Annotated in this window: 14 protein-coding genes, 1 tRNA gene and 2 pseudogenes; 11 read left to right on the forward strand and 6 right to left on the reverse strand. The window is 69.0% G+C overall.

The features are described 5' to 3' along the window. Window positions 1–198 precede the first annotated feature (198 nt). Window positions 199–1410, reverse strand: coding sequence for a PucR family transcriptional regulator (locus RPX00_RS24170; RefSeq protein ID WP_406642696.1), 1212 nt, complete (start codon window positions 1408–1410; stop codon window positions 199–201). 154 nt (window positions 1411–1564) lie between these two features. On the opposite strand from RPX00_RS24170, the gene RPX00_RS24175 reads away from it, so the two are divergent. From RPX00_RS24175 to RPX00_RS24190, 4 genes are all read left to right on the forward strand, one after another. Continuing rightward, entirely contained in the window at window positions 1565–2485 is a 921-nt protein-coding gene (locus tag RPX00_RS24175; protein WP_406642698.1) for an ABC transporter ATP-binding protein, read from the forward strand. Continuing rightward, window positions 2482–3696 carry an ABC transporter permease gene (locus tag RPX00_RS24180; RefSeq protein WP_406642700.1) on the forward strand — a complete coding sequence of 405 codons (1215 nt, stop codon included), beginning with the start codon at window positions 2482–2484 and terminating at the stop codon, window positions 3694–3696. The genes RPX00_RS24175 and RPX00_RS24180 overlap by 4 nt, the downstream gene beginning before the upstream one ends. Before the next feature lie 738 nt (window positions 3697–4434). Beyond that, window positions 4435–5298: a mechanosensitive ion channel family protein gene (locus RPX00_RS24185; RefSeq protein WP_406642702.1), complete on the forward strand. Its 864-nt coding sequence runs from the start codon at window positions 4435–4437 to the stop codon at window positions 5296–5298. A gap of 339 nt (window positions 5299–5637) precedes the next feature. Continuing rightward, the gene (locus RPX00_RS24190; RefSeq protein WP_406642704.1) at window positions 5638–6276 is read left to right on the forward strand and encodes a nicotinamide riboside transporter PnuC; all 639 of its coding nucleotides are present in this window, start codon (window positions 5638–5640) and stop codon (window positions 6274–6276) included. Between the two features lies 1 nt (window position 6277). On the opposite strand, the gene RPX00_RS24195 is transcribed toward RPX00_RS24190, so the two are convergent. The 3 genes and pseudogenes from RPX00_RS24195 to aceE all read right to left on the reverse strand — a co-directional run bounded on the left by RPX00_RS24195 (window position 6278) and on the right by aceE (window position 10926). Further along, window positions 6278–6523: a hypothetical protein gene (locus tag RPX00_RS24195; protein WP_406642706.1), complete on the reverse strand. Its 246-nt coding sequence runs from the start codon at window positions 6521–6523 to the stop codon at window positions 6278–6280. 290 nt (window positions 6524–6813) lie between these two features. Next, complete coding sequence (locus tag RPX00_RS24200) at window positions 6814–8025, reverse strand: alpha-hydroxy-acid oxidizing protein (RefSeq protein ID WP_406642708.1); 1212 nt, start codon at window positions 8023–8025, stop codon at window positions 6814–6816. A gap of 106 nt (window positions 8026–8131) precedes the next feature. Next, window positions 8132–10926 (reverse strand): annotated as a pseudogene (gene aceE, locus RPX00_RS24205) (pyruvate dehydrogenase (acetyl-transferring), homodimeric type). Window positions 10927–11325: 399 nt separating this feature from the next. On the opposite strand from aceE, the gene RPX00_RS24210 reads away from it, so the two are divergent. From RPX00_RS24210 to RPX00_RS24230, 5 genes are all read left to right on the forward strand, one after another. Beyond that, window positions 11326–11760: a DUF3052 domain-containing protein gene (locus RPX00_RS24210; RefSeq protein WP_009074710.1), complete on the forward strand. Its 435-nt coding sequence runs from the start codon at window positions 11326–11328 to the stop codon at window positions 11758–11760. 55 nt (window positions 11761–11815) lie between these two features. Next, on the forward strand, window positions 11816–12280 hold the full coding sequence (locus RPX00_RS24215) for a peroxiredoxin (protein ID WP_406642710.1): 465 nt from the start codon (window positions 11816–11818) through the stop codon (window positions 12278–12280). 44 nt (window positions 12281–12324) lie between these two features. Next, a tRNA-Val gene (locus tag RPX00_RS24220) sits at window positions 12325–12396 on the forward strand. Between the two features lie 152 nt (window positions 12397–12548). After that, window positions 12549–14459 carry a hypothetical protein gene (locus tag RPX00_RS24225; RefSeq protein WP_406628722.1) on the forward strand — a complete coding sequence of 637 codons (1911 nt, stop codon included), beginning with the start codon at window positions 12549–12551 and terminating at the stop codon, window positions 14457–14459. A 51-nt stretch (window positions 14460–14510) separates the two neighbouring features. Beyond that, window positions 14511–14720, forward strand: a complete 210-nt coding sequence (locus tag RPX00_RS24230; RefSeq protein WP_406628723.1) for a hypothetical protein — start codon at window positions 14511–14513, stop codon at window positions 14718–14720. A 242-nt stretch (window positions 14721–14962) separates the two neighbouring features. On the opposite strand, the pseudogene RPX00_RS24235 reads toward RPX00_RS24230, so the two are convergent. Beyond that, window positions 14963–16146 (reverse strand): annotated as a pseudogene (locus RPX00_RS24235) (aminotransferase class V-fold PLP-dependent enzyme). A 46-nt stretch (window positions 16147–16192) separates the two neighbouring features. Here RPX00_RS24235 and RPX00_RS24240 point away from each other — a divergent pair. Continuing rightward, on the forward strand, window positions 16193–16807 hold the full coding sequence (locus tag RPX00_RS24240) for a GntR family transcriptional regulator (protein WP_406628724.1): 615 nt from the start codon (window positions 16193–16195) through the stop codon (window positions 16805–16807). 4 nt (window positions 16808–16811) lie between these two features. Further along, window positions 16812–17573: a metallophosphoesterase gene (locus tag RPX00_RS24245; RefSeq protein ID WP_406628725.1), complete on the forward strand. Its 762-nt coding sequence runs from the start codon at window positions 16812–16814 to the stop codon at window positions 17571–17573. Here the strand turns inward: RPX00_RS24245 and RPX00_RS24250 are convergent. Further along, the gene (locus tag RPX00_RS24250; RefSeq protein ID WP_406628726.1) at window positions 17563–19188 is read right to left on the reverse strand and encodes a CocE/NonD family hydrolase; all 1626 of its coding nucleotides are present in this window, start codon (window positions 19186–19188) and stop codon (window positions 17563–17565) included. The two genes, RPX00_RS24245 and RPX00_RS24250, sit on opposite strands and share 11 nt — an antisense overlap. Between the last annotated feature and the right edge of the window lie 163 nt (window positions 19189–19351).

The following is a 19351-nucleotide window of genomic DNA, read 5'->3' on the forward strand; positions in this document are numbered from 1 at the left end:
TAGGTGTTCGGCATCCCGTCCCGATGCGCGTACCCGCAGTTGATCGCTGCGCTGCTGTCCCGCTCGAGGAACGGCAGTCGTGGCGATTCCACATAGCCGGGGACAGGTGATCCGGCAATTCAAATTATTACAATTATATAACAAATTGGTGTCACATTGGGTGCGTGGGATGCACCGGATGTGGCATTGGGGCGGGAGTCACCAGAGACCGCGAGCGCGGGCCAGCCTGCCGACAGTGAGAGCGATCCGCAGCACGAGGGCGTCGCGGGCGTCGGTGGGGTTGCGGCCGGTCAGTTCGGCCGCCTTGCGCAGCCGGTACCGGACCGTATTCGGGTGCACGAACAGCGTTTGCGCGCAGCGTTCCAGCACCCCGCCAGTGTCCAGATAGGTCTCGACGGTCCGCTGCAGCGCCGCCCCCGCCTCCTCCAGCGGACGGGCCACGAGGTCGACCAGGAGCCGCTCCGCGCCGGGGTCGCCGGACAGCGCGCGTTCGGGGAGCAGATCGTCGGACCGCACCGGACGCGGCGCGCCGGGCCAGCCGACCACCGCGCGCAACCCGGACAATGCCTCGGCCGCGCTGTGGTGTGCCTCGGCCAGCGTCGGCACTGTCGGGCCGGCCACGACCGGGCCGTCGGCGAACACCGTCGACATCCGGCTGAGGATTTCGCGTTCCTTCGGCCCGCCTTCGGTGGGTCCGCCGATCACGATCACCAGCCGCGACCCCTGCACCGACAGCAGCACCGCGCGGCCGACGCGCGCGGCGCGGGCGCGGACGTCGAAAACCACCGTCGGCGGGTCGTCCGACGGCGGATTTCCCACCATGACCGTCGCCGCCGCGGCCGGGTCCCAGCCGAGCGCCGCGGCCCGCGACAGGACGGATTCCTCGGCGTCGCCGCGGACGATTCCGTCGACCACGAGCGCTTCGAGCCGGGCGTCCCAGGCGCCGCGCGCTTCCGCCGCGGCGGCGTAGGAATTGGCCGCGGCGAAAGCGATTTCCCTGCCGTAGCGCAGAATTCCTTCGATCAGCGCGGCGCGTTCGGCTTCCGAGGCGGCGAATTCCGGGAGCTGTTCCTCGAATACCTCGATCGCGAGCCGCACCATCGCGACGGCCTGGCGCAGGCTGATCCAGCGCGACACTTCGGTGGGCGCGTCGCGGAACGCTTCGGTGGTGAGCTTCAGCGCTTCTTTCGAATCGCGCAGCCACGCGACGAATCCGCTCGCCCCGGTCTGCGTGATCAGCAGGACGCTGGCGCGCTGGTCGGCGGGCAGCCGCGCGAACCACACCAGGCGGCGTTCCATTTCCGCGACGCTCGCGCTCGCCAGCCGCCCGGACGCGTGCTCCAGGCGGCGCAGGGTTTTGGCGGAGAGCCCGTGGTGTTTGCGCGCGGGGCGTCCTGTGGTGTCGGCCATGTCGGGTTCGATCCTACGTGCCGCGCGCGACCCGCAACTTTAGGCGGACGCGGGGCCGCCCTGAGGTGGTGGGCGGGGATAGGCCGAAGTGCCTAGGATCCCGGGTGGGGTGGCAGGGGATCACCCCGCGCGAAACAGAACAGGGGGACGGGCCATGGCAGAGCCCGGACTGGAGATCGACGGGATCTCCAAACGGTACGGCGCCGTGCGGGCGCTCGAGAAAATGACGTTCGACGTGCGGCCGGGGGAGCTTTTCGGGTTCGTCGGCAGCAATGGGGCCGGCAAAACGACCACCATGCGCATCGCGCTCGGCGTGCTGAGCGCCGACGAGGGCCAGGTGCGGTACGCGGGCGAGCCGATCACGCACGAAACGCGTCGCCAGATCGGGTACATGCCCGAGGAACGCGGGCTTTACCCGAAGATGAAGGTGGGCGAGCAGCTCACGTATCTGGCGCGGCTGCACGGAATGCCGGCCGCCGCGGCGAAGGCGTCGAGCGAGCGGTGGACCGAACGCCTCGGCGTGGCCGCGCGCCGCGACGACGAGGTGCAGAAGCTCAGCCTCGGCAACCAGCAGCGCGTGCAGCTGGCCGCCGCGCTGGTGCACGAACCGCGGATTCTCGTGCTGGACGAACCGTTTTCCGGACTGGACCCGGTGGCCGTCGACGTGATGAGCGACGTGCTGAAGGAGAAGGCGGCCGAGGGGGTCCCGGTCGTGTTTTCCAGCCACCAGCTGGATTTGGTGGAGCGGCTGTGCGACCGGATCGGGATTGTCCGGAGTGGACGGATGGAAGCGTCCGGCACGGTGGCGGAACTGCGCGCGGGCGGGACGACCCGGCTGCTCGTGGACGCGCCGGAGGCTCCGGAGAACTGGGCGGCCGCGCTGTCCGGCGTGACCGTGATCGGCCGCCGGGGAGCGGTGACCGAGCTGGAACTGGCCGACGGCGCGGACGACCAGGCGGTGCTGCGCGCCGCGCTCGCGACCGGTCCGGTGCGGGAATTCGCCCGGAAACTGCCGTCCCTGACCGAGTTGTTCCGTTCCGTGGTGTCCGATCAGCAGCAGGAGGCCGCGGCATGACCGGGTCCGACGTCCAGATGAGCCCGCTGTCCGCGGTCGGCCTCGTGGCCGGGCGGGAAATCAGCACGCGGGTCAACTCCAAGGCCTACCGCATCACCACGCTCGTGATGATGCTGCTCATCGTCGCGATGGCGCTGATCTTCAAGTTCGTCGGCGGCGGGACCAGCGCCGACGCGACGGTCGGCTACGTGCCGGCCGCCTCGCAGCTGGCCGAGCCGCTGACCGCGACGGCGAAGTCGATCGGCCAGACCGTCGCGACCCAGCAGGTGCCCGACCAGAAGGCGGGCGAGGCGAAGCTGCAGGACGGTTCCATCGACGCGTTGCTGGTGCAGGACGCGAAGCGGGTCCACGTCCAGGTGAAGAAGACCCTGGACGCCAAGCTGAAGAACACGTTCACCGTGCTCGAAGGGCAGCTGGCGCTCAACCAGCAGATCGAGTCCCTCGGCGGCGATCCGGCGAAGGTGCATCAAGCGACCGCCCAGGCGACGATCGACGAACTGCCGCCGCTCGAGAAACCGTATGACTACAACGGGCAGCAGCTGGTGCTCGGCATCATCGCGGGCATCCTGATCTACCTGTCGCTCATGATCAACGGGCAGAGTGTCGCGCAGGGCGTCGTCGAGGAGAAGACGTCCCGGGTGGTCGAGCTGTTGCTGTCGACGATCAAACCGTGGCAGCTGATGGCCGGGAAGGTGCTCGGCATCGGCACCGTCGGGCTGATCCAGATGCTCGCGATCGGGGTGGTCGGCGTGGCGGCCGGGCTCGGGTTCGGGGTGCTGACGATCTCGGTCAACGCCGCGGTCGGCACCGTGGTCTGGCTGATCGTCTGGTACCTGCTCGGGTTCTTCATGTATTCGATCGTGTTCGCCGCGCTGGGCGCGCTGGTGTCGCGGCAGGAGGACGTGGGCGGCGCGACGATGCCCGCGCTGATGTTCGTGATCGCCGGGTACGTGGTGGGGATTTCGATCCTGCCGTCGAATCCGGGGAGCCCGCTGGCCGAGGTGCTCTCGGTGATCCCGGTGTTCGCGCCGACGCTGATGCCGATGCGGCTGGCGATGGGCGGCGTGCCGGTGTGGGAGGCGGTGCTGTCGGTCGGCCTGGTCGTCGCGCTCATCCCGGCGCTGATCTGGCTCGCCGCGCGGATTTACCGCAACGCGGTGATGCGCACCGGCGCGAAGGTGAAGCTGCGGGACGCGCTCAGCGCCGCCTGACAGACGGGTCCAGACGGCGGGCCGCGGCGGGTATGCCGCGGCCCGCCGTTGTCGTCTCGGCGTCTCTACTCTCGGTGGACGCTTCGACCGGTGCGGGGCCCGGGAAGCGGGGCCGCTAACCCACGTGGGTTAGCGGCATCGGGTGAGTTGCGTGAACGCCGCCCCGGCGAAGACGCCGTCCGCGCTGCCGCGCCACCCCGTTGCCGCGTCCTGGTTAATGCCCTTAGCCCTCGCGTGTTATTGACACTCCGCCGTTATCCGGAGACCCGCCGGAAGGCCCGCGCAATTCGCCGCCGCCGGTCGCCGGCCAACGCGAATTCGCACCGCACAGAGCGCACGCCGCCCGGATTTCCGTCCGGACATCTCCGGCACGACGCCCAGGCCGGGCCGCGAATCCGTTCGGCCGCCCGGCAATGCTCCGAACAGTCGCATACATGAAGGCCCGGTGAACACCGGAGAAAACCCGAACCCCATTCGGTTCGGCGGGGCGGCGACGCGGCGATAAAGAGCCGGGAAATGTTCGAGGCCGCTCGGCGCTTGCGGTTTTCGCTGCGCCGAGCGGCCTCGTCTCCCCGGTCCCCACCGGTAGGACAAGTATGGCGGCGATTGATCTTCCCGCGCCAGTCGTCTCACTCGATCGTGGTGCACAGCACTCGGGTGCAGTGGGTACCTGTCCTGCGACCCGGTGCGACAGGACGGTGCCGGAATCCACGTCGAACCGCGGCGAAGGGAGCCAGCGTGGGTGAACAACTCAAGGACGGACTCGGACAGGCCTGGAATCTGGTGGCCACGTTCGTCCCGAAACTCGTGGGCTTTCTGATCATCCTCTTGATCGGCTGGCTGATCGCGAAAGCCGTGTCCAAAGCCCTCGGGCTCGTTCTCGGAAAACTCGGTTTCACGCGGATGGTGGAGAAGACCGGGCTGACCGGAATGGTGAAGGGCGCGAATCTCGACGCCACCACGGTGCTCGTGAAACTCGTCTACTACTTCATTCTGCTGATCGCGCTGCAGCTCGCGTTCGGGGTGTTCGGGCAGTCGAACCCGGTGAGCCAGCTGCTGAACGACATCATCGCGTTCCTGCCGAGGATCCTGGTGGCGGTGGTGCTGATCATCGTGGCCGCGGCGATCGCGAAGGTCGTGCGGGACGTCGTCGCCGGCGCGCTTTCGGGCCGCCCGGCCGGACGGCTGCTCAGCACGGTCGCGTACTGGCTCGTGATGGCGTTCGGCATCATCGCGGCGCTGGGCCAGGTGAACATCGCGACGTCGGTGACCGGCCCGGTGCTGATCGCGGTGCTGGCGACCGCGGGCGGCGTGATCGTGGTCGGCTTCGGCGGCGGCCTGATCAAACCGGCCCAGGAACGGTGGGGCGGCTGGCTGGCCAACCTCCAGGGCCAGGTCGGCTCGGGCTCCGGCGACGGTTCGAAGGGCCAGGTGAGCGGACAGCACGCGCAGGCGGGCCAGACCCGGACGCAGAACTACCCGCAGTCCCAGTCGGGCAGCCTCCCGCAGCCGGGCGAGCAGACCCGCCAGATGCCCGCGGACGGCGGCCGCCCGCCGGAGCCGCCGACCCCGCCCGCCGGTTTCGGGCGCGTCGACCGCTGAGCTGGCACCGCTCGGCCGTGCTGCCGGTCTGGCCCGAGCTGGCTGGCGGCGTCGCTGACGGCCCTTCGGCACGAGAAGACGGAGGCCCGGCACCATCGCGGTGCCGGGCCTTTGTCGTGCCTGGGGGCGTCCACTCGGCGGGTCTGTCGTTCGACCGCTGAGCTGGCACCGGCCGTGCTGCCGATCTGATCCGCGCGGGCTGGCGGCTTCGTCGTGGCGCCGGGCCTTTGTCGTGCCTGGAAGCGTCCACTAAGCGGGACTGTCTGCAGTCTCACATCGGCACGGGAATGGCCGCTCCGTGTTGCATGTTGGGAGGCGTAGATCGGAAGGGGTGCCGACGTGGACTTCCTGTTGCACCACGGCGTGACCGTGTTCGGCCAGTGGATCTCGATCGCCGAGCTGGCCGGGCAGGTGTTCGCGCTCGCGGTCGTGTTCCTCGCGCAGCGGCGGACGCTGTGGACCTGGCCGGTGCAGGTCGGCGCGACCGTCCTGCTCTTCTCCGTTTACGCGTCCGCGCACCTCGGCGGCCTCGCCGGGCGGCAGGTGGCGATTCTGCTCATCTCGCTCTACGGCTGGTGGGCCTGGAACCGCCGGACCGACCCGGTGTACGGCGTCGTCGTGCGCAAGGGCCGGTGGACCGAGCGGGCCGTGATGCTCGGCGCGCTGGGCCTCGGCACGGTCGCGATGGCGCTGACGCTCCAAGCGCTCGACGCCTCGTGGGCGCCGTGGCCGGACGCCGCGATCTTCGTCGGAACGCTCGTCGCGTTCGCCGCGCAGGGCGTCGGGCTCGTGGAGTTCTGGGCGGTGTGGCTGGTGGTCGACGCGATCGGCGTGCCGCTGCAGATCCGCTCCGGCCTGTACTTCTCGGCCGCGATCTACGTCGTCTTCGCCGCGCTGGTGGTGCACGGCTGGGTCACCTGGAACCGTTCGGCGCGCACCGCGGCGGTCGGCGAGAAGGCCGTCACCGCGGCGCGCTGACTCAGACGCCGAGCGCGAGCTGCCCGTCCGGGGTCAGCTCGGCCCGCGTCCATTGCCCGACCGCGCCGCCCAGCGCGGACGCCGGGCGGACCAATCCCTCCCGGACCAGGTCGTGTGCGGTCGTCTGGTCACAGCACGGCAGGCCGTCGACCCGCAAATCCGGTTCGCAGCTGCGGGTGAGTTCGGCTCGGCCGGCGGCGATCGCGCGCAACATCGCCAGCGCGCGGCGGTTCAGCGTGACGGACATGGTCTTCTCCCTCAGATGTTCCGAAGGCAGGAGACGTGATGTCCGTCACTGGATACCTGATTACGCCGACCGCACCAACCCGGCTGAAGATCCGTGAAGGGCCCCTTGGGGGAATCAGATTCCCTCAAGGGGCCCTTCACGTACCTGGGGAAGCGGGCATGAATGCATTAATCGGGCATTTTGTCGAGATTGCCGTCCTTTATGGACGGTCGGCAGAGTGAGCCTGCCCGGTTTAAGTCCCCTGGCATGGGGAGCCGGATTCCCTCAAGGAGTCCTTCACGGACGTCGGCTCAGCGAAGCGTCGCGTGGCTGGGGCGAAGGTCGTCCACCCGCCGGACCCCGAGCAGCTGCATCGTGCGGATCATCTCCGTGCGCAGGATGTCCACGCAGCGCTGCACCCCGCGCTCGCCGCCCGCCATCAGGCCATACAGGAACGCTCGGCCGATCAGCACCGTGTTCGCGCCGCGGGCGAGCGCGGCCACGATGTCGCCGCCGGACAGGATGCCGGTGTCGACCCACACCTCGGCGCTGTCCTGGATCTCGTCCAGCACCGCGGGCAGCAGCTCGATCGGCGTCGGGGCGCGGTCGAGCTGGCGGCCGCCGTGGTTGGACAGCAGCACCGCGTCCGCGCCGTGCTTCACCACTTCGCGCGCGTCGTCGACGTTCTGCACGCCCTTGACCACCAGCTTTCCCGGCCAGGTCCGGCGCACCCAGTCGAGGTCGTCGAAGTTCAGCGTCGGGTCGAACAGCTTGTCCAGCAGTTCCGCGACGGTGCCGCCGAAGTGGTTGAGCGACGCGAAGTTCAGCGGCTCCGTCGTCAGCAGGTTGAACCACCACGCCGGATGCGTCGCGCCGTCGGCGAAGGTCTTCAGCGTGAGCGCGGGCGGGATGGTGAGCCCGTTGCGGACGTCGCGCAGCCGCGCGCCGGCGACCGGGGTGTCGACGGTCAGCAGGAGCGTGTCGTATCCGTTCTCCCACGCGCGATTCATCAGATCTTCGCCCGCACCGTGGTCGCGCCACACGTACAGCTGGAACCACTTGCGCGCGTCCGGCGCGGCCGCCGCGAGGTCTTCGATCGACGTGGTGCCCATCGTCGACAGCGCCATCGGCATGTTGTTGCGCTGCGCCACCCTGGCCACCGCGCGCTCGCCCTCGTGCTGCATCATCCGCGTGAACCCGGTGGGCGCGAACGCGAACGGCAGCGCCGAGCGCTGGCCGAGGATCTCCCTGCTGGTGTCCACATCGGACACTCCGCGCAGCACGTTGGGCTGGAATTCCACGCGGCGGTAGGCCTGCCGGGCGCGGCGGAGGCTGTCTTCCAGCTCGGCCGCGCCGTCGGTGTAGTCGAACGCCGCGCGCGGGGTGCGCTTGCGCGCGATCATCCGCAGATCGGCGATCGTGTGCGCGCCGGCGAGGCGCCGATCGGTCGGGTTGAGCACGATCGGCTTCGGCCGCAGGATCTCTTTGAGTTCGCTCGGCCGGGGCAGGCGACGCTGGGTCACGCTCGACCACCTTTCGTCAGGCATCCGGATACATCCGATGTCTACCTTAAAGTAGAGGCCCCTCCTGGACATCGTCCTGGAGGGGCCTCTGGAGTTCAGGCAGCGGTCACGCGTTGCCGGAGTCGGACGTCTGCGGCCCGGCGGCCGCCACGTCGTCGAGCCGGTAGCGGCGTGCCGCCTCGGCGACCTTCGCCTGGTCGAACTCGCCGCGCTTGGCGAGCGCGGACAGCGCGCCGACGGTGATCGACTCGGCGTCCACCAGGAACTTGCGCCGCGCGGCCGGGCGGGTGTCGGAGAAGCCGAACCCGTCGGTGCCGAGCGTGAGCATGTCGGTGGGCACCCACGGGCGGATCATGTCCGGCACCGCGCGCATCCAGTCCGACACCGCCACGACCGGGCCGGAAACGCCCGAGAGCTTCTGCGTGACGTACGGGACGCGCGGCGTCTCGTCCGGGTGCAGCAGGTTCTCGTGGTCGATCTCGACCGCTTCGCGGCGCAGCTCGCCCCACGACGTCGCCGACCACACCGCGGCCCGCACGCCCCACTCCTCGGCCAGCATCTTCTGCGCCTTCAGCGCGTCCGGCATCGTGACGCCGGACACCAGCACCTGCACCTCCGGGCCGTCGCCCTCGGGCGCGTCGGCGTACCGGTAAAGGCCCTTGAGCACGCCGTCGACGTCCAGGTTCTCCGGCTCGGCCGGCTGCTGGTAGGGCTCGTTGTAGATGGTGATGTAGTAGAAGACGTTCTCGCCGTTGCCGTCCGGGCCGGTCTCGCCGTACATCCGGCGCAGGCCGTCCTTGACGATGTGCGCGATCTCGAACGAGTAAGCCGGGTCGTAGGCCACCACGGCCGGGTTGGTCGCCGCCAGCAGCAGCGAATGCCCGTCCGCGTGCTGCAGGCCCTCGCCGGTCAGCGTGGTGCGGCCGGCGGTGGCGCCGAGCACGAAGCCGCGGGCCATCTGGTCCGCCGCCGCGTACAGGCCGTCGCCGGTGCGCTGGAACCCGAACATCGAATAGAAGATGTAGATCGGGATCATCGGCTCGCCGTGCGTCGCGTACGACGTGCCGACGGCGGTGAACGACGCGGTGGAACCCGCCTCGTTGATGCCCTCGTGCAGCAGCTGGCCCTTCTCGGACTCCTTGTACGCCAGCATCAGGCTCGCGTCGACCGAGGTGTAGGTCTGGCCGTGCGGGTTGTAGATCTTGGCGGTCGGGAACATCGAGTCGAGGCCGAACGTGCGCGCCTCGTCCGGGATGATCGGGACGATCCGCTTGCCGATCTCCGAGTCCTTCGCCAGCTCGCGGATGAGCCGGACGATCGCCATCGTGGTGGCGACCTCCTGCTTGCCCGAGCCCTTGCGGACGCCCTCGTAGACCTTGTCGCCGGGCAGCACGAGCGCCTTGGCGGTCTTCGGGCGGCGCTCCGGCAGGAACCCGCCGAGCGCCTTGCGGCGGCCGCGCATGTACTCGATCTCGGGCGAGTTCGCGCCAGGGTGGTAGTACGGCGGCAGCTTCGGGTCGCGCTCGAGTTCCTCGTCGCTGATCGGGATCCGCTGGGTGTCGCGGAACAGCTTCAGGTCGTCGAGGGTGAGCTTCTTCATCTGGTGCGTGGCGTTGCGGCCCTCGAACGCCGGGCCGAGGCCGTAGCCCTTGATCGTGTGCGCCAGGATCACCGTCGGCTGGCCGGAGTGCTCCATGGCCGCCTTGTACGCCGCGTACACCTTGCGGTAGTCGTGGCCGCCGCGCTTGAGGTTCCAGATCTCCTGGTCGGTGAGGTCCTTGACCAGGTCCTTCGTGCGCGGGTCGCGGCCGAAGAAGTGCTCCCGGACGAAGGCGCCGTCGTTCGCCTTGTACGTCTGGTAGTCGCCGTCCGGCGTGACGTTCATCAGGTTGACCAGCGCGCCGTCGCGGTCGGCGTGCAGCAGCGAGTCCCACTCGCGGCCCCAGATGACCTTGATCACGTTCCAGCCGGCGCCGCGGAAGTACGCTTCCAGCTCCTGGATGATCTTGCCGTTGCCGCGCACCGGGCCGTCGAGCCGCTGCAGGTTGCAGTTGATCACGAAGGTCAGGTTGTCCAGGCCCTCGCCCGCGGCCACGTGGATCAGGCCGCGCGATTCGGCCTCGTCCATCTCGCCGTCGCCGAGGAACGCCCACACGTGCTGGTCGGAGGTGTCCTTGACGCCCCGGTCGTGCAGGTAGCGGTTGAACCGCGCCTGGTAGATCGCGTTCATCGGGCCGAGGCCCATCGACACCGTCGGGTTTTCCCAGAACTCCGGCATCAGCCGGGGGTGCGGGTACGACGGCAGGCCGCCGCCCGCGCCCGCGTGGCTGAACTCCTGGCGGAACCCGTCGAGCTGCTGCTCGGTGAGGCGGCCCTCGAGGAACGCGCGGGCGTACATGCCGGGGAGGCGTGGCCCTGGAAGAAGACCTGGTCGCCGCCGCCGGAGTGGTCCTTGCCGCGGAAGAAGTGGTTGAAGCCGACCTCGTACAGCGCCGCCGACGAGGCGTAGGTGGAGATGTGGCCGCCGACGCCGACGCCCGGCCGCTGCGCGCGGTGCACCATGATCGCCGCGTTCCAGCGGATGTAGCGGCGGTAGCGGCGCTCGATCTCCTCGTCGCCCGGGAACCACGGCTCGTTCTCGGTGGGGATCGTGTTCACGTAGTCGGTCGACGTGAGGGCCGGGACGCCGACGTTGCGCTCCCTGGCTCGCTCGAGGATGCGCAGCATCAGGTACCTGGCCCGCTGCTGGCCCCCTCGGGCCAGCGCCTCGTCGAAGGAGTCCAGCCATTCGCTGGTCTCTTCCGGGTCGATGTCGGGAAGGTGCGCCGCGAGTCCGTCACGGATGACGCGTACGCGAGCCGGGGTCTCCTTGCCGGAGGCGCCGTCGTTCTGCGGGGCCAAGGGGTCTCCTTGTAGCTGGTTGTAGCCGTTGTAGCTGGTGGGCGGGAGTGCTCGCCGACGTCCATGGTCGTCCCGGTTGGGGTTCCCGTCACCTGTACTGCCCGGTAACATCGGCCGCCCGAGTGTCGCCACTCCCCGCGCACGGTGTATCGCGCGCGCGTTTTCTCTCCTCCACCCTAAAGGAGGCTCCCGGGGAGAGCTTCGCAGTGGTGGGGTACTGAGTGCCACCCGGAGTCGGGCGAGGGGGCGGCGGGCCCCTACGCTGCAGACACGACTTGCCAAAGATCCGGTGTGGACGGTTGCGCGCAGCGCCGCGTCAGTGTTCGCTGTTCGACAACCGTGTATCCGAGTGCGGCGGACCGACCGCCGCGCTCCGTCGTAGTTGGAGGAGTGGAAGCAGTGGTCGCCGCGGGAGACGCAGGCAACGCCGGCGTCGCCGAGAGCCTTGGCATCAAGCCGGACATGGTGGTCCAGGAGATCGGCTGGGACGAGGACGTCGACGACGACGTCCGCGCGGCGATCGAGGAAACCATCGGCGGTGAGCTCCTCGACGAAGACGCGCAGGAGGTCATCGACGTTGTGCTGCTGTGGTGGCGCGACAACGACGGGGACCTCGGGGACGCGCTGGTCGACGCACGCGGTCCGCTGGACGAGAACGGCGTGATCTGGGTGCTGACCCCGAAGACCGGGCAGCCCGGGCACGTCGAGCCCAGCGACATCGCCGAGGCGGTGCCCCAGGTCGGGCTCGCCCAGACGGCCAACATCAGCGTGGGCCCGGGCTGGCTGGGCACCCGGCTGGTGTCGCCGAAGTCCTCGAAAGCCAAGCAACGCTGACCGCGCGATAGGGTGGGCGGCACGCTCGTGTTCGCTCTGGAGAGGAATCGCCGGTATGGCCGTCGAGGTCGGTTCGCAGGCCCCTGACTTCACGCTCAACGACTACAACAAGCAGCCGGTCACGCTGTCGCAGTTCAAGGGCGACAAGCCGGTGCTGCTGGTGTTCTACCCGTTCGCCTTCAGCGGGATCTGCACCGGCGAGCTGTGCCAGCTGCGCGACGAGTTCGGCGACTACGACGGCAAGGGCGTCCAGGTCCTGGGCGTCTCCGTCGACACGCCGTTCTCGCTCAAGGCGTGGGCCGAGGTCGAGGGCTACCAGTTCCCGCTGCTGTCGGACTTCTGGCCGCACGGCGAGGTGGCCCAGAAGTACGGCGTCTTCAACGACCAGGCCGGGCTCGCCGTCCGCGGCACCTTCCTGATCGACAAGGAAGGCGTGGTCCGCTTCGCCGAGGTCAACGCGCCGGGCGAGGCGCGCGACCAGGCAGGCTGGAAGAAGGCCGTCGAGGAACTGACTGCCTGATTTTCGCTCGCCGGGGCGGGGCTTTCGGTCCCGTTCCGGCGCGCGGGCGCATAGCTCAGCGGAAGAGCACTCGGTTTACACCCGAGCGGTCGCAGGTTCGAACCCTGCTGCGCCCACCGTGCCCGACCCCGTCCGGGAGCTTTCCCGGGCGGGGTTTCGTCGTTTCGCGCTGCTCCGTACGGGTAAAGCTGGGCCGTCCGGGTAATGGCATTCCGCGCCCTCCCGACTAGCACAGGCAGATCACGCCGCAGCGGGACAGGGGATTCCCATGAGCGAGGGCGACCGGCCGGGCACGCCTATTTCGCGGACGTTGAAGGTCTTCGGCTCGCGAGTCGACAAAGTGGTGCAGGACACCGGATTCCCGAACGGGCGGTTTTCTTCGCCCAGCCTGGCGGTGTTCCTTCCCTCGGCCGTGCTGCTGGGGTTCGCGCTGACCTCCTGGGGCTCGGCGAACGACGGCGCGATCGCGATCGTCGTCGTCCGGACCTGCCTCGGCCTGTTCGGCTTCTGCGGTCTCGTCCATCAGGCCTATTGGCTGCTGTTCGCGCGCCGGTTCGTGCATCTGTACGGGCACAAGAAAATCCCGCGGAATCCGGAAGACGGCATCGGGAAATCGGTCCACGACGACATCAACGCCTGGTACGTGCGGAAACTGCTCGACGAGGGCTACGCGCACTACGGTTCGCTCGACCTGAACCTGGCGGTCGAGCTGCTGCTGGAACCGCACAAATCCAACTTGCGCATCACCGAGGAGATCCTGACCGACGGGCCGGTGGCGAAGCACTCGGTCACCAAGGACATCCGGATTTCGAAGGTGCCGGAAAAGGGGCCGTTGCTGATTCCGGTGGCCGATTTCCCCAAGGGGCTGCTGCTGGACGGGCTGGAAGTGACGGTCGACTCGAAACCGGCGACCACGCTGTCGTACGACGAAAGCCTGCGCGTGTCCGCGGCGCTGGTGCTGACCACGCGGGCGGCGGAGGAGCTGAGCGGCATCGACGTCGGCAGCGGCGACGACGTGGTTTTGCCCGACAGCGCCGCGTTTCTCGCCGAACTGCGCAAGCGAGTGGCTCCGGACATCTACGAGGTGGTGCGCCCGGCCAGCAGCCTCACCGATCAGGACAAGTCGGTCACCGATCTGCTCCCGCCCGCCGAGGACGAGCATTCCGCGCCGCTCCGGAGCGAATGGCTGGTTTCGCTGCTGCGGTCCAACTACGTCTTGTACGCGCTGGTCGACGAGCCGAAACCGGCGTTGAAGGTCACCTACAGCCGGATGACGGCGCTGCACGGGTCGGAGGCGGTCAAGACGGAGAACGGGCGGCGGCAGAACTGGGCCGCGGAGATCCGGTTCCGCTGGGGCCAGTTTCCTTCCCGGATCACCCTGACCACCCCGCTGATGTACAAATGCGAGAGCTATCATCTCCGGATTTCGCTGCCGGCCGGGCTTTACGTGCACACCCACGAGATACACAAGCGGGTGAGCGCCGCGGAACTGGAGCCGATCCAGCAGGAAAGCTTCAAGCGGAGAACGGAGAATTCCGGACCGATCGACGGCGACCGGCAAATGATCCCGACCTACATGCGCGCCAGGGATCATCGGGCGCTGCCGTATGCGCACTTTTATGCCCGCAACGGCTACGACATGGAGCGGATTCTGCACACGCACGTGCTGAATGTCGTCGAAAACCCGTTCGCGACGCTGCGGCTCGCGACGACCCTGCTGTTCTTGTCCGCGCTGGGACTGATCGTCGCCGGAATGACGTTCGTGGATTCCTCGTGGGACTACAACCTCAAGAGCGGCGTGGTCGCGGTCGTGGTGTCCGTGCCGGGCGTGCTGTCCTCGTGGTCGCGGCAGGTGTTCGGCGTCGAAGCATTGCAGCGGGCTTCGCTGACGACGCAATTCGCCTTGCGCGCCACGACGATTTTCTCCCTGACTGGTCTTGCCGTGGCGGTACTCCAGGATTCCGGGTGGCTGCACTGGAGGATCAATATCCACCTATTGGAGTCGAAGGGCCTTTCGCTGCCGATCTACGACGGCGTCTGGCTGATCTTGTCTCTGGTGGCGATGACCGCGAGCATGTTCGCCTGGTGCCGTTACCACAAAAGGCGCATGCAGTACCTCGCACTGCGTAGGCGGTCTCTCGCCTCTATCCACAATCGGAGTATCGGGGAGGCTGTTTAGCCGTGTTACAGTTCGTGGACTGTGTTCGCCCGAGCAGGAAAGAGTGCAGTCGTGAATGATCCGATGACGGTGGAGATGCAGAGCGAGGCGTTCACGTATCCCGCGGTCATCGAGGAGGACGTCGACGGCCGGGATCTGGCCAAGGCCACCAAGGTCCTGCAGTCGCTCTCGAAGAGCCAGATCAAGATCCTCATGGGGGAAGTCAAGGACTGGCCCGCTCCGCCGCCGCACATCAACAAGGACCAGACCGGCCGCGCTTGATCCGGCGCGCTGGCCGAAGCAGAGCGGCCGCTTTCGCCTGAGAAGGCTCCTGACGCAAGAGAAAGCCCCCTGGACCGGGTTCCCCCAGCAATCCCGATCCAGGAGGCCTTCTCCTTTTCCTCCCCCGGCCCCGTCGGGCCTGCCCCCTCGACAGGCCCGGCCGCAGCGCACTCCGCGGGTGTACGCGAGACAGGAGGCGGCTTCGGCGGTGCTGGATACTGCGGCAAACGGGTGATCTTCGCTCACCGCGCGAGCGCGGCGACCTCGTCGGTCAGCCGGTCGATCTCCTCCTCGGTGTTGTAGTAGTGCACCGACGCGCGCACCAGGTCAGGCAGGTGGCGGGCGGTGAAGTCGTACTGGGCCGACGACGGATGCGCGACACTCGTGTTGATCTTCGCCGCGTTCAGCCGGTCTTTGATCTCGTCCGCGGGCAGCCCGTCGACGCTGAACGTCACGAGGCCGCACTTGCGCGCGCCGGCGTCGTGCACGGTGACCCGGTCCAGGCCGGCCAGCCGGGAGCGCAGGGTCGCGGCCAAAGCGGTGACCCGTTCCTCGATCGCGGGCAGGCCCCATTCCATCGCGTAGTCCACGGCCGCGCCGAGGCCGAGCACGGCGGCGTAGTCGCGCTCCCACACCTCGAACCGCTTGGCGGTCGGGTCGACCACGTACTCGGCGGGGAAGTCCACTTGGCGGCGTGCAGGTCGAGCATCGCCGGTTCGAGCCGGTCGCGCAGGCGCGGGTGCACGTAGAGGAAGCCGGTGCCGCGCGGGCCGCGCAGGTATTTGCGGCCGGTGGAGGTCAGCGCGTCGCAGCCGATGCGTTCGACGTCCAGGTCCAGCTGCCCGGCCGACTGGCAGGCGTCGAGCAGGAACGGGATGCCCGCCTCGCGCGCGACGGCGCCGATTTCCTCGGCGGGGTTCACCAGCCCGCCCTGCGTCGGCACGTGGGTCACCGCGATGAGCTTCACGCTGGAGTCGATCCGGCGGCGCAGGTCGTCGACGTCGAGCTGGCCGGTTTCGTCGTTGTCCACGACCTCCACGGTGGCTCCGGTGCGGCGCGCGATCTGGAGGTAGGCGATGGCGTTGCTGGCGTATTCGGCGCTCGCGGTGAGGATCCGGTCGCCCGGCCCGAACGGCAGCGCGTAGAAGATCGCCTGCCACGAGCGGGTCGCGTTGTCGCTGAGCGCGATGTCTTCGGCAGTGGCGTTGAGCAGCCGCGCGATCGAGGTGTACACGCCGGCGAGGCGTTCCTGTGCTTGTTCGGCCGCCTCGTAGCCGCCGAGCAGGGATTCGGTGCGCAGGTAGTCGATCACGGTGTCGGTGACCCGGGCGGGCGGAAGGGCGGAGCCCGCGTTGTTGAAGTGCGCGACTCCCACGCACCCTGGGGTTTCGTACCGGGCGCGGTCGACATCGAAAGTGCTGGCCATACCAACTGAATACAGTACGGTCGATCTGTGTGCAATACTCGCCGCCATGGACAAGAGACTCATGCGCGGTGAACTTCTCGAAGAGATCACCGCGCGCGTTCTCGACGGGCGGCTTCCCGCGGACACCCGGATCAACGAGGTCCGCCTGGCCGGCGAGCTTGGCGTGTCCAGGACGCCGCTGCGCGAGGCGCTGATCGGGCTCGCCGACCGTGGGCTGCTCGTCGCCGCGCCGGGGCGGGGATTCCTCGTCGCGCCGTTCGATCCGCAGGAGGCGCGGCGGCTGTATCCGCTGGTCGCCGAGCTGGAAGCGCTCGCGCTGCGCTGGACGTCGCCGCTCGAACTCGCCTCGCTCCCGGACGCGCTCGACCGGATTTCGGACGAGATAGCCGATTCGGCCGACCTGTCCGCGGCGGACGACCGCTGGCACGCGCTGCTCACGTCCCGCTGCGACAACCCGCATCTGCTGCGCTTGATCCAGCAGACAAAACCGTTGCTGAAACGCTACGAGACGGCATACTTCGGCGGGCGGGACCGAGTGGCGGAGAGCGTGGCCGAGCACCGCGAGATCGCGGCCGCGCTGCGGGCGGGCGACCTGGCCGGCGCGTCCGCGCTGCTCGTCCGGAACTGGGTGAAAGCGCTGACGTACTTGAAGGGGAGCTGATCCGGTGCGGGTTTTCGCGCATCTGTCCGACATCCACCTCGACGGCGGCGAGCGCGCCGACGCACGGGCCGCCGCGGTGATCCGCTACCTGCGGAACCTCGAACAGCCCGTCGACGCCGTGTTCGCCACCGGCGACATCGCCGACCACGGCCTGCCCGAGGAGTACCGGCGCGCGGCCGAACTGCTCGACCTGCCGGTCCCGGTGGTGGTCTGCCCCGGCAACCACGACGCACGCGCGCCGTTTCGCGAGGCGCTGCTGGGCGAACCGGCAGGCGACGCCCCGGTGAACACCGCGACGAAGGTGGCCGGAGTGCTGCTCGTGTCGTGCGATTCGACGATCCCGGGCAAGGGCGCGGGCTACCTCGCCGACGAGACCCTCGCCTGGCTGGACGACACGCTCGCCGGACACGACGGCCCGTCGTTCGTCGCGTTCCACCACCCGCCGCTCGACGTCGGCGTGCCGCTGGTGGACGCGATCCGCCAGACCGGCGAAGACCGGCTCGCCGCCGTGCTGAAGCGGCATCCCGGCGTCGCGGCGCTGCTGTGCGGACACGTGCACACCGGCGCGGCGACCGAGTTCGCGGGCGTGCCGGTGCGCATCGCGCCGGGCGTGGTGTCCGGCTCACTGCTGACGGTGGAACCCGGAGCCGGGCGCGGCTGGGACGAGGGCGGGCCGCTGGACTTCGACAGCCCGCCGTCGCTTCTCCTGCATGTGCTGCACGACGACGGCAGGCTGACGACGCATCAGCGCGCGGTCATCGGGTAAAGACCGGCAGCGTGACCCGCGAGGGCCGGGTCTCGTCGTGGAACACCTCGAACCGGTTCGGCGTGCCGCGCACCGCGGACGAAACCCGTTCTCCCGTACCGTGATTGCGCGCGAACCGCGGGAACGCGCCGCCCGCCACCTGCACGCGCAACCGGTGCCCGCGGCGGAACCGGTAGGCGGTCGGGTCGAGTTCCACCTCGGCCCGCACCACGCCGTCGGCGTCCGCTTCCGGTGTGTCGGGACGCAGCCGCAGGATGCCGTCGGTGACGTTGCGCGAGATGCCGCCGGGGTCGACGTCGCACAGCCGCACATACACGTCGGCGTCGGCCAGTTCGGTCCGCACGAATACGGTGGCGGACACGTCGCCGATCACGTCGAGGTCGCGCACCAGCGGTTCGCCGGTGAAGACCAGCACGTCGTCGCGCGCCTCGACCGCGGAATTGTCGCGCTGCTTCGTCTTTCCCATCAGCAGCGGCCCGCCGACCGCCGGGGTCGGGTCCGCCGGGTCGTAGGTGAACGACGTGGGCCGGGCCTCGCCGGGCACCGTTTCGCCGAGGCCGCCGACCGGGCGCAGGTGCGCGTCCGTGGGCTCGGAAGCGGGCGGCCACTGGTCGAAATCGAGCCAGGCGGACGCCTGCTGCAGGAAGATCCGCACCGGCGAACGCTGCAGCTGGGTGCGGTCGCCGACCAGATGGGCGCGCAGGAAGCCGAGCTGGTCCTGGATCAGCACGCGGAAGCTCGCCGGTTCGCCGTGCGCCCACGGGCCGACGGTGATCCGCGGCGAACGCCCGGCGTCCTGCAGCGTGCGGAAGTCCCGCAGCTGTGCGCGGATGAACAGGTCGTACCAGCCGGTGACCATGCTGACTGGCACCTCGAGCTTCGCGACTTCCGCGCTGTGGTCGGACATCTGCCAGAAGTCGTCGTCCGGGTCCGCGTGTTCGGTGACGTCCTGCAGGAACTGGACTGGTTTGCCGATCGCCGCGACGTCCGCGCCCGCGATCGGCAGGTAGGCCATGGCGCTGCGGGTGCGCCGTTTTTGCAGCGGGTTCGGAAGGGCGGCGAAGCGCTCTTCCTGCTTCCCGATCATGGCGGACCAGGACACCATGTTGTCCGCCGCGAGGACTCCGCCCGGGTAGAACGTGCTGACGAATTCCGAAGCGGTGATGGCCAGGCACATGGCTTCCAGCGGCGGGTCCAGGTACGGGCCGACTGCCCACTGGGTGTGTCCCAGGTAGCTCGCGCCTGCCATGGCGATTCGGCCGTCGCACCAGGGCTGGGCGCGGAGCCATTCGGCGGTGGCGACGCCGTCTTCGCGTTCGTGATGGAACGGGCGGAATTGGCCTTCCGAGCCGAAGGTGCCCCGGGTGCTTTGGAGGACGGTTTGGAGACCGTGGCGCGCGAAGGTTTCGCCGAAGAGCTTGGCGAGGGGGCCGGTTCGGCCGTACGGGGTGCGGATGAGGACTACCGGGCCGGAGGTTTGGCCGGGCGGGGTGTAGCGGTCGGCGAGGAGGTGGGTGCCGTCGGGGAGGGGGATGTGCAGGTCTTTGGTGACGATCGGCGCTGGGGTTTCGGCGGGCGGGAGGCCGAGGAGGCGGTCGACGATTCGGGTCAGCACGTTTTCGAACGTACGCGGGTTGGTGGTTCTTTGCGGGATGTCGCTGCGTGGGGCACCCCGAAGCCTGATTGTGCTGACGGTTCGGGGGTGTTTGTCAAGGCGGGAAAGATGCCTTGACAAACACCCCCGAACCGCAGGGAGGCTTCGTATCGGGGTGCGGGGG

The organism is Amycolatopsis sp. WGS_07 (assembly GCF_045278895.1).
Classification (GTDB): Bacteria; Actinomycetota; Actinomycetes; order Mycobacteriales; family Pseudonocardiaceae; genus Amycolatopsis.

Bases quoted from the DNA above. Each gene is read 5' to 3' on its own strand.
- RPX00_RS24225 (WP_406628722.1), top strand. From the start codon at position 12,549: ATGAGCGAGGGCGACCGGCCGGGCACGCCTATTTCGCGGACGTTGAAG.
- RPX00_RS24180 (WP_406642700.1), top strand. From the start codon at position 2,482: ATGACCGGGTCCGACGTCCAGATGAGCCCGCTGTCCGCGGTCGGCCTC.
- RPX00_RS24175 (WP_406642698.1), top strand. From the start codon at position 1,565: ATGGCAGAGCCCGGACTGGAGATCGACGGGATCTCCAAACGGTACGGC.
- RPX00_RS24195 (WP_406642706.1), bottom strand. From the start codon at position 6,523: ATGTCCGTCACGCTGAACCGCCGCGCGCTGGCGATGTTGCGCGCGATC.
- RPX00_RS24240 (WP_406628724.1), top strand. From the start codon at position 16,193: ATGGACAAGAGACTCATGCGCGGTGAACTTCTCGAAGAGATCACCGCG.
- RPX00_RS24215 (WP_406642710.1), top strand. From the start codon at position 11,816: ATGGCCGTCGAGGTCGGTTCGCAGGCCCCTGACTTCACGCTCAACGAC.
- RPX00_RS24170 (WP_406642696.1), bottom strand. From the start codon at position 1,410: ATGGCCGACACCACAGGACGCCCCGCGCGCAAACACCACGGGCTCTCC.